The organism is Paenarthrobacter sp. NPDC089322, assembly GCF_040684895.1.
In the GTDB taxonomy this organism is placed as follows: Bacteria; Actinomycetota; Actinomycetes; order Actinomycetales; family Micrococcaceae; genus Arthrobacter.
This window is the reverse complement of the sequence record NZ_JBFBGW010000001.1, coordinates 71,689-84,946: the sequence shown is the minus strand read 5'-3', so window position 1 is coordinate 84,946 and position 13,258 is coordinate 71,689. Positions and strand designations below refer to the sequence as shown.

Annotated in this window: 10 protein-coding genes; 5 read left to right on the top strand and 5 right to left on the bottom strand. The window is 64.0% G+C overall.

Going from position 1 to position 13,258, the window contains the following annotated elements; translation table 11 throughout:
- Positions 1-22: 22 nt before the first annotated feature.
- The 4 genes from AB0N65_RS00400 to AB0N65_RS00385 form a co-directional block, all read right to left on the bottom strand.
- A complete protein-coding gene (locus AB0N65_RS00400; protein ID WP_364156143.1) occupies positions 23-631 on the bottom strand; it encodes an RraA family protein in 609 nt (202 codons plus the stop codon).
- Positions 628-1,026: a RidA family protein gene (locus tag AB0N65_RS00395; protein ID WP_364156140.1), complete on the bottom strand. Its 399-nt coding sequence runs from the start codon at positions 1,024-1,026 to the stop codon at positions 628-630. Before AB0N65_RS00395 ends, AB0N65_RS00400 begins: the two co-directional genes overlap by 4 nt.
- The gene (locus tag AB0N65_RS00390; RefSeq protein ID WP_364156137.1) at positions 1,023-2,408 is read right to left on the bottom strand and encodes an MFS transporter; all 1,386 of its coding nucleotides are present in this window, start codon (positions 2,406-2,408) and stop codon (positions 1,023-1,025) included. The genes AB0N65_RS00395 and AB0N65_RS00390 overlap by 4 nt, the downstream gene beginning before the upstream one ends.
- Before the next feature lie 144 nt (positions 2,409-2,552).
- Positions 2,553-3,764 carry a helix-turn-helix domain-containing protein gene (locus AB0N65_RS00385; protein WP_364156134.1) on the bottom strand — a complete coding sequence of 404 codons (1,212 nt, stop codon included), beginning with the start codon at positions 3,762-3,764 and terminating at the stop codon, positions 2,553-2,555.
- A 165-nt stretch (positions 3,765-3,929) separates the two neighbouring features.
- Between AB0N65_RS00385 and AB0N65_RS00380 the strand changes: the two genes are divergently transcribed.
- The 5 genes from AB0N65_RS00380 to AB0N65_RS00360 are packed head-to-tail and all read left to right on the top strand — an operon-like array spanning position 3,930 to position 11,308.
- Positions 3,930-5,264: an MFS transporter gene (locus AB0N65_RS00380; RefSeq protein WP_364156131.1), complete on the top strand. Its 1,335-nt coding sequence runs from the start codon at positions 3,930-3,932 to the stop codon at positions 5,262-5,264.
- Entirely contained in the window at positions 5,261-6,880 is a 1,620-nt protein-coding gene (locus AB0N65_RS00375; RefSeq protein ID WP_364156128.1) for a thiamine pyrophosphate-dependent enzyme, read from the top strand. Before AB0N65_RS00380 ends, AB0N65_RS00375 begins: the two co-directional genes overlap by 4 nt.
- 17 nt (positions 6,881-6,897) lie before the next feature.
- Positions 6,898-8,295 carry a gamma-aminobutyraldehyde dehydrogenase gene (locus AB0N65_RS00370; protein WP_364156125.1) on the top strand — a complete coding sequence of 466 codons (1,398 nt, stop codon included), beginning with the start codon at positions 6,898-6,900 and terminating at the stop codon, positions 8,293-8,295.
- A gap of 8 nt (positions 8,296-8,303) precedes the next feature.
- Positions 8,304-10,043, top strand: coding sequence for an amidohydrolase (locus tag AB0N65_RS00365; protein ID WP_364156122.1), 1,740 nt, complete (start codon positions 8,304-8,306; stop codon positions 10,041-10,043).
- Between the two features lie 8 nt (positions 10,044-10,051).
- Positions 10,052-11,308 carry a M20 family metallo-hydrolase gene (locus AB0N65_RS00360; protein ID WP_364156119.1) on the top strand — a complete coding sequence of 419 codons (1,257 nt, stop codon included), beginning with the start codon at positions 10,052-10,054 and terminating at the stop codon, positions 11,306-11,308.
- Positions 11,309-11,385: 77 nt separating this feature from the next.
- Here the strand turns inward: AB0N65_RS00360 and AB0N65_RS00355 are convergent, their stop codons facing one another.
- Entirely contained in the window at positions 11,386-13,044 is a 1,659-nt protein-coding gene (locus AB0N65_RS00355; protein WP_364156116.1) for a prealbumin-like fold domain-containing protein, read from the bottom strand.
- Positions 13,045-13,258: the final 214 nt, after the last annotated feature.

The window sequence follows — 13,258 nt, the reverse complement described above, 5'->3', positions numbered from 1 at the left end:
GGAGTCACGCTCTGGGCGGAATTTACAGCGCAAGGATCGAATCGAGGGCTTCGCCCGAGGCAATGCGGGCCAGGATCGCCGGTTCGGCTGCGTCCGAGGCCATCGCCTGTTCCACCACTCCACGGGCGGTTTCGGGGGAGAGGACGATCAGCCCGTTGTCGTCGCCCAGCACCAGGTCACCCGGGTTGACCTCGACGCCGCCGCAGCGGACGGGGACGTTGACGGCCGACCCCGTTCCGCGCAACTGCTTGGTGGTGAGGCAGGTGGTCCCGCGGGCGAATACGGGCAGCCCGGCCTGCCGCAGTTCAGGGAGGTCCGTCGCCCTTCCGTCAATCACGACGGCGGCAGCACCTTGGGCGATCGCGGCGGCTGCCGTTACGGCGCCGATGGGCGCGTGCCGGTGGTCGCCGAGCATGTCCACCACGAGCACGTCGCCGGGGCGGAGGGCCAGGAGCGCCCGGTTGATTGCGATGGCGTCGTGGTCGGCCACCCGCACTGTGACGGCGGGTCCGGCTATCTTGACGTTACCTAGCAGGGAGCCGATGGCCGGGTCCACGAAACCGTCTTCGAGGAAGTGGCCGATGGTGGGGTAGCTGACTTTCGCGAGGTCCTGAAGCAGTGTGGTAATCATTCGGCCCCCTGGACGAGCACGGCCACGCACTCGATTTCCAAGGACACACCCCACAGGCTCACGCACACCGTGGTCCGGGCGGGCTTGGCGTCGCCGAAGTACTCCACGTACACGCGGTTGTACTCCTCGAGCTGTTCCGGCTTGGTCAGGTAAGTGTTCACCTTGACGACGTGTTGCAGGCTGGTTCCGGCTGCTTGCAGGACGCCGGCGAGGTTCTCGATGGTCCGGCGTACTTGTCCTTCGAATGAGCCGGGTTGATCGTCCAGGCCGGTAATCGCAGGGATTTGACCGGACGTGAACACGAATCCATTGGCGATGACCGCAGGAGAGAAGGGCCCGACGGCGGGCGCCTGGCCGGGGATGCCGGCCAGGCGCGCGATGGTGGTTTGGGTCACTTCGCTGCCGCCGCTTTCGGGGAACCGGCTTCCTGAGAATCAGCGACAGCGGCGGGTGCTTCGTCGACAGAGTCGATGTTGCCGTGGCGGGTCTCGGTCAGGACGAACAGTGCTGCCAGGGACAGGATGGCGGCGGCCATGATGTACCAAGCGATCGAGGAGCTCTGGCCGGTCAGTCCCAGCAGCCAGGTGGTGATGAACGGGGTGGCTGCGCTGCCCAGCAGGCCGGACAGCATGTAGGCGACGGACAGGCCGGAGTAACGGACCTTGGATCCGAACAGCTCGGCAAGGAAAGTGGCGATCGGGCCGTAGTTCGCGGCGAAAGCGGTCATCATCGCGAGGTAGGCAATGAAGAGCAGTGCCACGGACTTGGTGTCCATGAGCCAGAACATCGGGAAAGCCAAGGCCGCTTCGGCGGCAACGCCTGCGTAGATGATGGGTTTGCGGCCGTACTTGTCTGAGAGCTTGCCGAAGAAGGGGATGAGCACAAAGCAGAGGGCGCAGGCTGCGAGGACCACCCACAGCATGAGGCTCTCAGAGTGGCCCAGTTCCTTCTTGCCATAGGAGACGCCTGACGCCACGAGCAGTGTGAAGGTGCTGCCGGTGGAGAGGGTGGCGACGCCGCCCAACACAACCTGCTTCCAGTACTTGGCCATGAGCGAGGCGAACGGCATTTTGGCTTTGGCGCCGGCGGTCTTGACGGCTTGGAAGGACGGAGTTTCTTCGATGTTCAAGCGAATGTAGATGCCGACGGCCACCAGCAGGACGGACGCCAGGAAGGGTATGCGCCAGCCCCAGGAATGCAAGTCGTCGGTGCTCATGGTGGAAGCAACGATGAGGAACGCGACGTTGGCGATGAGTGTTCCGGCCGGAACGCCCACCTGCACCAAGGAACCGTAGAAACCGCGCCGCGTGGACGGTGCGTGCTCAACGGTCATCAGCACGGCTCCGCCCCATTCGCCTCCGAGGGCGAGGCCTTGGATCACGCGGAGCAGGAGGAGGAGCAGCGGGGCCAGGATCCCGATGCTCTGGTAGTCGGGAAGAAGGCCGATGGCGAATGTCGCCGCTCCCATGGTGAGGAGCGAGACGAGAAGCATCGATTTGCGGCCCAAGCGGTCACCGAAGTGGCCGAAGATGATGGCACCCACCATGCGGGCGATGTACGCCGACGCGAAGGTGCCGAAGGCGAGCATGGTGCCCACGATGGGATCGAAGCTGGGGAAGAAGATTTTGTTGAAGACCAGCGCGGACGCTGTTCCAAAGACGAAAAGGTCGTACCACTCGACGGTGGTGCCAATGACGCTGGCGAGGGCAATCTTGCGCATCTTGGCGAGGTCCAGCCTGGCTGTGGATGCGGAATCGGTATCTACCGTTTGGGCCATCAGATTCTCCGGATGGGTGCGGGGACGAGTGTCCGGTGCAAGGTAGCTACAACTATTCTGTGTTGCTGATCACAGCTTCAATGGCAAAAACCCCAGCAAAATCACCAGGGGAATGTGAGAACACACACCGGCCCAGATCTGCGTCTAGGCCCAGGCCACCACCAGCCGCGCCGCGCTCGCGGGCACTGCGAGGTCGATCCCCGTGAGTTCCTGGAAGCGGTTGAGTCGGTTCAAGATGGTGTTGCGGTGGCAGAACAGCTGCTCGGAGGTCAGTGTGACATTGCCCGTGGTCAGGTAGTTTTGTACGGTTTCCAGCAGGCGTTCGCGCTCGCCGCCCTTGCAGTCGGCCAGGGCTTCCTCAAGTTCCGCTGCGAGGTCCAAGCCGGCGTCCTGCAGGTTCTGCTGGGCCAGCCGCGCCCACGCCGAATCGGCCGACAGGGGTCCGGAGTCCCGGGGTCGGAGAAGTGCCGCAAGGCTTTCAGCCGTCCGGGCCGCTGCCGGGAGGGCCCGCAGGCCAAGGACCTCGGGGACGTAGCCGCAGGGAACATCCACGACGCCGGGCGGCAGCTGCTGCGCGGCGGCTTCAGTGCCGTGCGCCTCGCCTCGGGTTCCCGAACCCCTTGAACGGACTGACGTTAACGCCCAGAACACGTAGGTGTTGCCGCCGGACTCGTGCAGGAACAGCCGCTGCCGGGAATGCTGGCTTGATCCGAACTGGGATGCGGCCGCCCTCAGCCGGGCGCCGGGTTCGCCGCTTGCGGCCACCAGGGCGAACCGCGAATCCGGGTTGATGCCTAGTGCAGAGCCCACCTGCGCCGAGGTTTCGACGGAAGGAGTGCTCTGGTTGAAAAGGCGTGCGATGAATTCCCGCTGGATGCTGGATTCTTCCTGGGCCATGCGGACGCGCTCGGTGAGGTAGCTGGTGTGTGTCCGGGTGGCGAACTCGTCCACTACCCGCCACACCTGGTCCACTCGGGACGCGAGCAGGATGGCGTCCTGGGGCTTGGCGATTTCCAGTAGCTCGGCCCAGAGGATGCTGAAGTCCAGGCGCACGGCCGAGGTGAGTGACTCCGGAGGGATTCCGGCCCGGGCCCGCTTGGAACCCAGATCCGAGGCGAAATCGAGCAGGCCGTCCCGGCCCTCGCCCCGCCCGTTCTTCAGCCCCCGGATCAGGCGGCGGAAGGTTTCCCGCGCCGTTTCCGTGATTTCCTGGACCGTCACCTGGCTTTCGCCGTACTCGGGGATCTCACGGACCCGCGTGGTGAAGGTTTGCGCCAGCTCATCGAGCCGTCCATCAAGCTGATCCACCAGTTCGCTCCAGCGGCTGGTCTGCCCAGATGTCTCTACATTGTGCATTCACACATCCTAACCGCACTTTTGCGTGGTGGATCGCTAGTTATTTTGGGAAAAACTACTGGCACTATGGAGTGAGTCACTGTGGAGTGAACCCCCTCACAACAAAATCCACATCACCTTCCGGGTCCACGTACCCGGTCCCGTTTTCGCACTTTTGGAGCATCAATGGCAAGCACGGTCAGCGGAGCCCCGGACACCAGTCCGGTGGCAAAACGCGTCATCGACGAAAGCGTCACCAAGAAGGTAGCCCTCGCGGCCCTGGTGGGTACGGCCTTGGAGTGGTACGACTTCTTCCTCTTCACAACGGCCGCTGCGTTGGTGTTCAACGCCCAGTTCTTCGTGTCGCAGGACCCGTTCGTGGCAGCCATGGGTTCGTTCGCCACACTTGCAGTGGGCTTCGTTGCCCGGCCGATCGGCGGCTTCATTTTCGGCGCACTGGGCGACAAGGTGGGCCGCAAGAAGATCCTGATGGTCACGATCGTGGGTATCGGCATCGTTACCGGCATGATCGGGCTGCTGCCCAACTACATGAGCATCGGCATCGCTGCCCCTATCCTCCTCGTGGCGTTGCGGATTGTCCAAGGCCTCGCAGTGGGTGGTGAGTGGAGCGGCGCGGTGATCATCGCCGTCGAGAATGCACCGGTGGAGAAGCGCGCACGGTACGCGGCCTTGCCGCAGGTGGGTTCGCCCATCGGCACCATCCTGTCCTCCGGTGGATTCTTCGGCATGTTGTTCCTGGTGGGCCAGACCAACTTCGACGCTTGGGGGTGGCGTATCCCGTTCATCGCCGCCATTCCGCTGCTTGCCGTGTCCCTCTGGATCCGGAGCAAGCTCAGCGAATCCCCTGAATTCGAGGCGCTCATGGAGTCCGGCGAAACCGAGCACGCGCCCATCCGCGGTGTCCTGAAGAATAGCTGGCGGCAGATCCTCGTGGGCATGTGTTCAGCACTCTTGGGCATCGGCGGCTTCTACCTCATCACCAGCTTCGTGGTCTTCTACGGCACCAAGATCCTCAAGCTGCCCTCTGAGTTGCTCTTGCTCGGCAGCCTCCTCGCCGCCGCGTTGGAGATCGGTGCGCTTATCTGGGCCGGACGCCTCGGTGAGAAGTTCGGCGCCAGCAAGGTTATCCTCTGGGGTGGCGTGGCATCCGCAGCGGTCGCCATCCCGGTCTTCCTCGCCATCGATAGCCGCAGCCCGTTCCTTGTAGTCATCGGCATGATGATCGGCGTCGCCGTCCTCTCCATTCCTTACGCTGTTTCCGGCACGGCCCTGACCGCACTGTTCGCCACCAAGGTCCGCTACACCGGTGTTGCCATCACGTCGAACACCGCCGGCGTCATCTCAGGCTTTGTCCCCCTGATTGCTACCGCTCTGGTGGCCGCCAACGGGAACTCCTACTGGCCCGGCGCCATCATCCTGCTGGTCGTCTCTGCGCTCACCGCACTCTCCGGCCTGTTCCTGCCCGCCCTCTCCATCAAGGAAGAAGGAATGAAGCATTGAGCACCACCACAGCAGGCCACCTGATTGTCCGGCAACTTGAGCGGGCAGGCATACAGCGCGTCTATACAGTCCCCGGAGAGAGCTTCCTCGACGTCCTTGATGGTCTCCACGGCTCAACCATCCGGAACGTGGTGGCCAGGCAGGAGGGTGGTGCGGGCTTCATGGCGCTGGCCGAGGGCCGCCTGACGGATCTGCCCGGTGTTGCCATGGTGACCCGTGGCCCGGGGGCGGCAAATGCTTTCATCGCCGTCCATACGGCATACCAGGACGCCACGCCGATGATCCTCTTCGTCGGGCTGATTCCGGTAGCGGACCGCGGCCGGGAGTCGTTCCAGGAATTCGACATCAACGCCTGGTTCGGCAGCACCGCCAAGAAGGTGGTTACCCTCGATGACGCCGCATCCGCCGCCCGCGTAGTGGACGATGCGATCTTCACTTCGCTCAGCGGCCGGCCCGGCCCGGTGGTCATAGGCCTGCCGGAGGACGTCCTGGTGCACGCTGTCGAGGACAGCACGGTTGAGCCGCGAATTGTTGCCCGTCCGGAGCCGGCAGCCGCGGACCTTGGGCAGCTCAAGCAAAAGCTGGACCAGGCGCGCAGGCCGCTCGTGGTCGTCGGCGGCGAAGGCTGGACCCAGGAATCCGGTGGGCAGCTTGCCACCTGGGCGACCCGCCACGGCGTCCCCATAGTGGCGGACTTCCGCGCCTACGATGCCGTTCCGCACCGCAGTGACGCCTACTCGGGCTTCCTCGGATACGGCCGCAGCGACGCGACCGCCCAAAGGCTGGACGACGCCGACCTGCTCATCTTCGTTGGTTGTGTCCGCGGCGACGTCCTGTCCGACGGTTACAAGCGCGGACTCAACGCCCGGACTGTTGTGGTGAACGCCGACGCCAACCTCCTCGGCCACTTCGGCAGGGTGGACCAGCACATCATCGCGGATGTCACGGCCTTCGCCCGTGCCTTGTCAGCCGTGGAGGCGGCCGGCAGGGTGGACGACGGCTGGTTCGCGACCGCCCGCGCCGACCACCTCAAGTTCGCGACGCCAGAGCCCGACGGCGGCATCGGCGTTGACCTCGGCGTGGCCATGGAGGTCCTCAAGAAAGAGTTGGACGACGATGCCGTCCTCACTTTCGGCGCCGGAAACCACGCCCTGTGGCCCGCGCGCTACCTGGAGCACAACTCCGCAAACTCCCTGGCCGCGCCCCGCAACGGCGCCATGGGCATGGGTATCCCGGCAGCCGTGGCAGCGTCCCTCGTGTATCCCGGCCGCCAGGTAGTCTCCGTGGCCGGTGATGGCTGCTTCATGATGAACGGCCAGGAAATCGCCACGGCCATGGGCTACGGTGCCAAGTTCATCGTGCTGGTGGTGGACAACGGCATCTTCGCCACCATCCGCGAGCACCAGGAAGCACACTACCCGGACCGGCCTTCCGGTACCCACATGACCAACCCGGACTTCGCCGCCTTGGCACGTTCCTACGGCGGCTTCGGAGAGCGTGTGGAACGCACGGAAGACTTCGCAAGGGCATTCCGCCGTGCCGCGGACTCCGGCCTCCCGGCGTTGCTGCACCTGCCGCAGGATCCCACGACGCGCTCGCCCAAGACGTCCAACTAAGAGTCAGGACCCCTTTTGTGATTCAGCTTCAGAACATCATCAACGGCCAGGCTGTGGACGCCGCGGCCAGCCTGCCGTTCTTCGACCCCGCCACGGGTGAACAGATCGGCACCGCCCCGGACAGCGACGCCGCCACCGTGGATGCTGCCTTCCAAGCTGCCGCGGCAGCTTTCAAAAACTACAAGCGTACGACGCCGGGCATCCGTCAGTCGCTGCTGTTGCAGCTCGCGGACCTCATCGAGGCAAACGTCGACCGCCTGCTCGAAGCCGAGGTTGCCTGCACCGGCAAACCCGCAGCCCTGACCAAAGAGTTGGAGATCCTGCGCGGCGCCGACCAGTTGCGCTTCTTCGCGGGAGCCTGCCGGGTGGTGTCCGGCACGGCCCAGACCGAGTACGTCGAGGGCTTCTCCTCCACCATCCGGCGCGAACCGGTTGGCGTAGTCGCCCAGATCACTCCGTGGAATTACCCTTTCATGATGGCGATCTGGAAGGTCGGCCCGGCCCTCGCCACGGGCAACACCCTGGTCCTTAAGCCAGCCGACACAACCCCTTGGTCCACCGTGATCCTGGCTGAGCTCGCCCAGCAGGTGTACCCGGCCGGCGTGGTGAACGTGGTGTGCGGAGGTCGGGACGCCGGGGCTGCCATGGTGGACCACGAGATCCCGGAAATGGTGTCCATCACGGGCTCCACCCGGGCCGGTGCGCAGGTCATGTCCGCGGCATCGAAGTCCCTCAAGGATGTCCACTTGGAGCTCGGCGGCAAGGCACCCGCGGTGGTGTTTGCCGACGTCGATATCCAACGGAGCGCACGGGAGATCGCCCTCGGCGCGTTTTTCAACGCAGGGCAGGACTGCACGGCCGTTACCCGTGTTCTGGTTCATCAGGACATTCACAAAGAGTTCGCTGCGGCGGTGGCGGACGCTGCCTCAGCGTTGACGGTCGGTGAAGATCTCGGCCCGCTTAACAGCGCCGCGCAGCTGGAACGCGTGGAAGGCTTCATGTCCCGGCTGCCCGCGAACGCCCGGATCCTGGCCGGCGGGAAGCGCACCGGTACCGGGTACTACTTCGAACCGACAGTCATTGACGGTGTCTTCCAGACTGACGAGGTGGTGTGCGACGAAATCTTTGGCCCCGTGCTGACCGTCCAGCCGTTCGCCACGGAGCAGGAAGCCCTGGAGCTCGCCAACGGCACCAAGTACGCACTCGCCTCAAGCGTGTGGTCGGAGAACCATGGCGTGGTGACCCGGGTTGCCAACGAGCTCGACTTCGGAGCGGTGTGGATCAACTGCCACCAGGTCATCCCTGCCGAAGCGCCCCACGGTGGTTTCAAACACTCCGGCACCGGCAAGGACCTCTCTGTCTTTGGACTTGAGGACTACACCCGCATCAAGTCCGTCACCACGTCCCACCGCTAGAACGCATCATGAAACTCGATCTTCTCCTGCAAAACGCAGACATCATCACCATGGATCCGGAACGGCCGGCGGCACGGTCAATGGGCATCTGGCAGGGCCGTATTGTGGGCCTCGATGAGGACCTTTCCGGCGTGGACGCGGCCAAGGTCCTTGATCTTGGCGGAGCCACGGTGACACCGGGCTTCAACGACGCCCACTGCCACACCACGTGGTTTGGCCTGGGCCTCGCTGAGCTGGACGTGTCCGGTGCCCGGGGCTTGGGGGAGCTCTATGACCTGCTGCGCGCCGCCGTGTCCGAGGCGGCGGAGCCTGAAGGTGACGGCTGGCTGTTTGCCACCGGCTTCAGCCAGACCCGGCACGGCGGGCTTTTCCCGGACATCGCCGTGCTCGACCACATCACGGGGGACCGGCCGCTGTTCATGCGCCACAACTCCGGGCACATGGCGGTGGTCAACACTGCCGCGCTGCGGCTGGCAGGTGCGGACTCGCCGTCGTTCCCTGATCCCGACGGCGGGGCGATAGTCCGCGACGCAGCGGGACAACCCACGGGACTCGTGCAGGAGACGGCCCAGGAGCTCATCCAGCAACTGATCCTGCCGTACTCCCTGGAGGACATCGAAGGGGCGCTGGAGCGGGCCACTCTGCACTATGCGTCGGAGGGGATCACGAGCTTCACCGAGGCGGGCGTCGGCGGCGGATGGATCGGCCACAGTCCGGCCGAACTCGCTGCCTACCAGCGGGCAGCGTCCAACGGCCGCCTGCATGCACGGGCACAGGTCATGCCCGTGCTGGACGTGCTGCATTCCTTGCATGGTCACGCTGCGGACAGTCCCGGGGCGGCTCCGGCAGGGCTGGACCTCGGGATCAGCAGCGGGTTCGGCAGCGAGTACCTGTCTCTGGGGCCGGCGAAGGTGTTCCTGGATGGCTCTCTCTTGGGCGAAACCGCGGCCGTCAGCCACGAATTCTGCAGCCACGGACACAAGGACAACCGCGGAAACGTGGGGTATTTCCAAGCGGATCCGGCCCACATGCGGGAACGCATGGAGGCCGCGTATGCCGCAGGATGGTCCATTGCCGCCCACGCCATAGGGGACCGCGCGATCGACCTCGCACTGGACATCATCACGGATTGCCAGGCCGCTTATGGTCCACGCCGTGTGCCCAACAGAATTGAGCACGCGTCCATGACCCGGCCCGAGCAGCTGTCCCGCCTCGCAAAGGCCGGAATCGCCGTCACGCCCCAAGCCAGCTTCTTTCGCGACGGCGGGGACGGCATGACAGCGTCCCTCGGCCAGGATCGCCTGCCCTGGGCCTACCGGGCAGCGAGCTTCCTCGACGCCGGGGTGACACTCGCCGGAAGTTCGGACCGGCCTGTCGCTGATGGCAATGTCCTGCGGGGTATGCAGGCGTTCGTCGACCGTCGGACAGCGTCCGGGGCCGTGTTTGGAAATCCTGCGGAGCGGCTCACTCCGTTCCAGGCATTGGCGGCTTACACCAGCGGCGCGGCCCTCGCCACCGGAATGCTGGGCGAGAAGGGAACGCTGACCCCCGGCAAACTTGCGGACTTCACGGTCCTGTCCGCCTCACCTCTGGAGGCACCCGACATCAGCGAACTACGGGTCCTGGCCACCGCCGTCGGAGGCCGCTTCACGTACCAATCAACCGACTTCCACATGGCACTTTCGCCGGAAAGTCCATTCGCGGCCCATCTTTCAGCGGCCCCAGTTTCAGCGACCCACAGTTCATAGGGGAGACCATGACAACCACTACAAGCTTCACTGCCCAGGACACCGCCTTCGTGCAGGACTTCCGGATCATGAGCGCCTTCGGTGCAACGGAGAACGGCGGCGTCGACCGGCAGGCAGCAACCATCCCCGACGGCGAACAACGCCGCTGGCTCACCGGCCTCCTTGAAGAGCGCGGCTTCACTGTGAAGTTCGACCACGCAGGCAACCAGTGGGGACTGTACGAGGCAGTCCCGGGAGCGCCCTTTGTGGTGGTTGGCTCGCACATGGATTCACAGCCGACGGCGGGACGTTATGACGGCGCGTACGGGGTCCTCGCTGCCGCGCACGCTGCGTTCCGCTTGGTGGAGCGCTGGGAAGCCGGCGCTCCGGCGCCCAGCTTCAACCTCGCCGTCGTCAACTGGTTCAACGAGGAAGGCAGCCGCTTCAAGCCGTCCATGATGGGCTCGTCCGTCTACACCGGCAAGCTGGACCTCGAGGATGCACTCAACACCCAGGACACTGCGGGGGTTACTGTGCGGGACGCCTTGGATGCCATCGGGTGCAGGGGATCGTATGAAGGGCCGGAGGCCGCTTACTGTGCCGAGATCCATATCGAACAGGGCCGCAGCATGGAGCGAGAGGGCATCACCATCGGCTTGGTCAGCTCAAACTGGGCGGCCAACAAGTACGAATTCGTGGTCCACGGCGAGCAAGCACATACCGGTTCCACCGTGATTGCGGACAGGAAAGACGCCCTCCTCGGCGCCTCGATGCTGGTGGTGGCAGCCCGCGAACTCGCCGACAGGTTCCCGGGTGTCCTGCACACTTCCGTTGGCCAGTTGAATGTCTATCCGAACTCGCCCGTGGTGGTGCCCTCCCGCGTCAACCTTCTTTTGGACCTGCGTAGCGCCGACGAAGCCGTACTCGCAGAAGCCGATGCCCTGCTGCACGAGCGGATTGCCGAAATCGAACGCGCTGCCAACGTCTCCGTGGAGAAGCACCATTCGCACTCCTGGGCCGTCACGCCGTACCAGACCGAGGGCGTCGAGCTGGCGGCCAAGGTCGCGGCCGATTTGGGACTGTCCAGCAAGGAAGTCATGACCCTCGCGGGGCACGACTCCACCAACATGAAGGACATCGTGCCCACGGTGATGCTCTTTGTGCCCAGCGTGGACGGCATCTCCCACAACGAGCATGAATACACGACGGACGAGGACATAGTGGCGGGGCTGACGATGCTCACTGAGGTCGTCAGCAGGCTGTGCTCGGGGGCATTGGCAGGCTGACGCACTCATAGGCAGGGTATCCCTGCCCGGAGGCGGGGATACCCTGACTGTTCATTCAGGAGAGGTGACCGTTCCCGTTACTGTGGGATCGCCACATTGGCAGGGTGGTTGCCGACCTTCTTGTCCTCGTAGGCAGCTCCGCCGAGGCCACACAGTTGGGCGGCCGTGAAACCTGCCGGTGCTGTGCCCAGCGAGGTTAGGTCGACGCCGTCCACCGTCACTGTGCTCGGATACAGCGAGTTGTCCGCCGACTTGCAGACGAGCACGATGATCTTGAAGTCGCGGGGATCCGTGAACGTCAAGCTGACCGTACCGCCCGCCCCAACGGTTGCCCGCTGGTCTGCGGCTGTGTCATAGCCCGGGGGCGTGGTGGTTTCAACAACCCAGTATTCGCCAGCCAGGACATCGGTGAAGGAGCAGTTTCCACTGGCATCCGTGGTGCAGGTGAGTCCTGTAGTGGTGTCCTCCGCTCCACGCGTTTCAAGCGGGGCCGCGTTGTTGAAGAGTGTAAAGACGGCGCCACTCAGGGACGCTCCACTGCCTGTTCCATCGTCCCTCTTGTGGACGTTGATGGTTCCCTTGGCCGTGTTGGTGTACGTGCAGTCAACACTGCCTTGGAATCCCAGGACGATGTTCACCGTAGCTCCGCTCCGGCTGGTGGACGTGCCGGTTCCGGATGACGTGCATTGCAGGTCCGTCAGCGTCCAGCCCGAGGGCAAAGTGCTTTCAGTGACGCTGTACGTTCCGGCAGGTACCGAGGAGCCGAAGTCCCGCAAACCGCCGTTGCTCAGGTTGAACGTTGCCGGAGTCAATCCACCGGTGGTGGTGTAGCCGAACGATGCGTCGCCACCCACGGTGACCTTACGGATCTTGATGGATCCACACTTGCTGAAATTCAGTGGAACCGGGGCGATGAAGTCCTTTAAAGCTGCCGTGAAGGAGTCGGAGGAACGGCTCTTCAGGTAGGCTCCGCTGAAGGTTTCGCATGAATCGGCCGGGATGATGCCGGCGTCAGTGAGGTTGATGGCAGCTTCGCCGAAGGTGCGGGCACTCAAGTTGCGTGGTGCGTTCGGGGCGATTGGGTCGACGACCTGTGCGCTGTTAATGGAGCCTTCAAAGTCGCCGGTCAGATCCTGGACCGTTCCCCAGCAAGGCACGGAATTGGCCGAGTCGCATTGCGACTTGTCTCCCGTGGTTACCCACCTGTGGTAACCGAGAACGGGGTTGGTCCCGCCTTGCGCAAGGTCGTATTTGATCAGGACGTCGCCGGCAGTGCGGACCGGCGTAATGCCGTTGGCGGACTTCACTGTGCTCTTATTGAACTCGAAGTCCATGTTGGTAGTGCCGGTCGGTTCCTGCACGCGTTCCCATGCGAGGTAGGCGTAGTCGTCACCGTTGGCTTCAGTCTTCAAATAGGCGTAGAAACGGAGCAGGTCGCTCTTGTTGTTTGGAATGGATCCGGTCACTACGGACGGGACTTCTGTGTCTTCCTTGGTGCCTTGGCCGAATGAATTGTCGTTCTGGCCGGTGTCCAAATCGATTCCGCAACCGGAGATGGGAACAACGCAACTGATGGGCGCGTTGGCCCAGTCCTGTGTTTCGTCGTTCAGGACAAGGTTTCCGTCAGCCGCGTCAAAGGGGCTTCCGGGCAGGTTGGCTTGGGCAGCTGTTGCTGAGAGGACCAAAGCCAGACAGGCTGCGGCCGCGCCGATCGAGGTGAGTTTCTTGTTTTTCATTGGGATGCCTGAATTCTGTAATCCATACGGCCCGGACGGGATTATCCGGAGCCGCGACATTCCCCCGTGTTTTGGGCAGCCCGTTTGCTCAAGCTGCTTCCGTTGATGAGGTACCGCCCCGAGACCGTGGAGCGATGGCGCTGCCGGGCTTGCGTCGCCGACTGCGAAGATGCGAAGTGCATGCGAGTGGTAGTGGCTTTGCACGAACGAATCG

What these genes read in the sequence shown, in the direction of transcription:
- AB0N65_RS00400 (WP_364156143.1), bottom strand. Translation starts at nt 631, where the DNA reads ATGATTACCACACTGCTTCAGGACCTCGCGAAAGTCAGCTACCCCACC.
- AB0N65_RS00390 (WP_364156137.1), bottom strand. Translation starts at nt 2,408, where the DNA reads ATGGCCCAAACGGTAGATACCGATTCCGCATCCACAGCCAGGCTGGAC.
- AB0N65_RS00385 (WP_364156134.1), bottom strand. Translation starts at nt 3,764, where the DNA reads ATGCACAATGTAGAGACATCTGGGCAGACCAGCCGCTGGAGCGAACTG.
- AB0N65_RS00380 (WP_364156131.1), top strand. Translation starts at nt 3,930, where the DNA reads ATGGCAAGCACGGTCAGCGGAGCCCCGGACACCAGTCCGGTGGCAAAA.
- AB0N65_RS00365 (WP_364156122.1), top strand. Translation starts at nt 8,304, where the DNA reads ATGAAACTCGATCTTCTCCTGCAAAACGCAGACATCATCACCATGGAT.
- AB0N65_RS00360 (WP_364156119.1), top strand. Translation starts at nt 10,052, where the DNA reads ATGACAACCACTACAAGCTTCACTGCCCAGGACACCGCCTTCGTGCAG.
- AB0N65_RS00355 (WP_364156116.1), bottom strand. Translation starts at nt 13,044, where the DNA reads ATGAAAAACAAGAAACTCACCTCGATCGGCGCGGCCGCAGCCTGTCTG.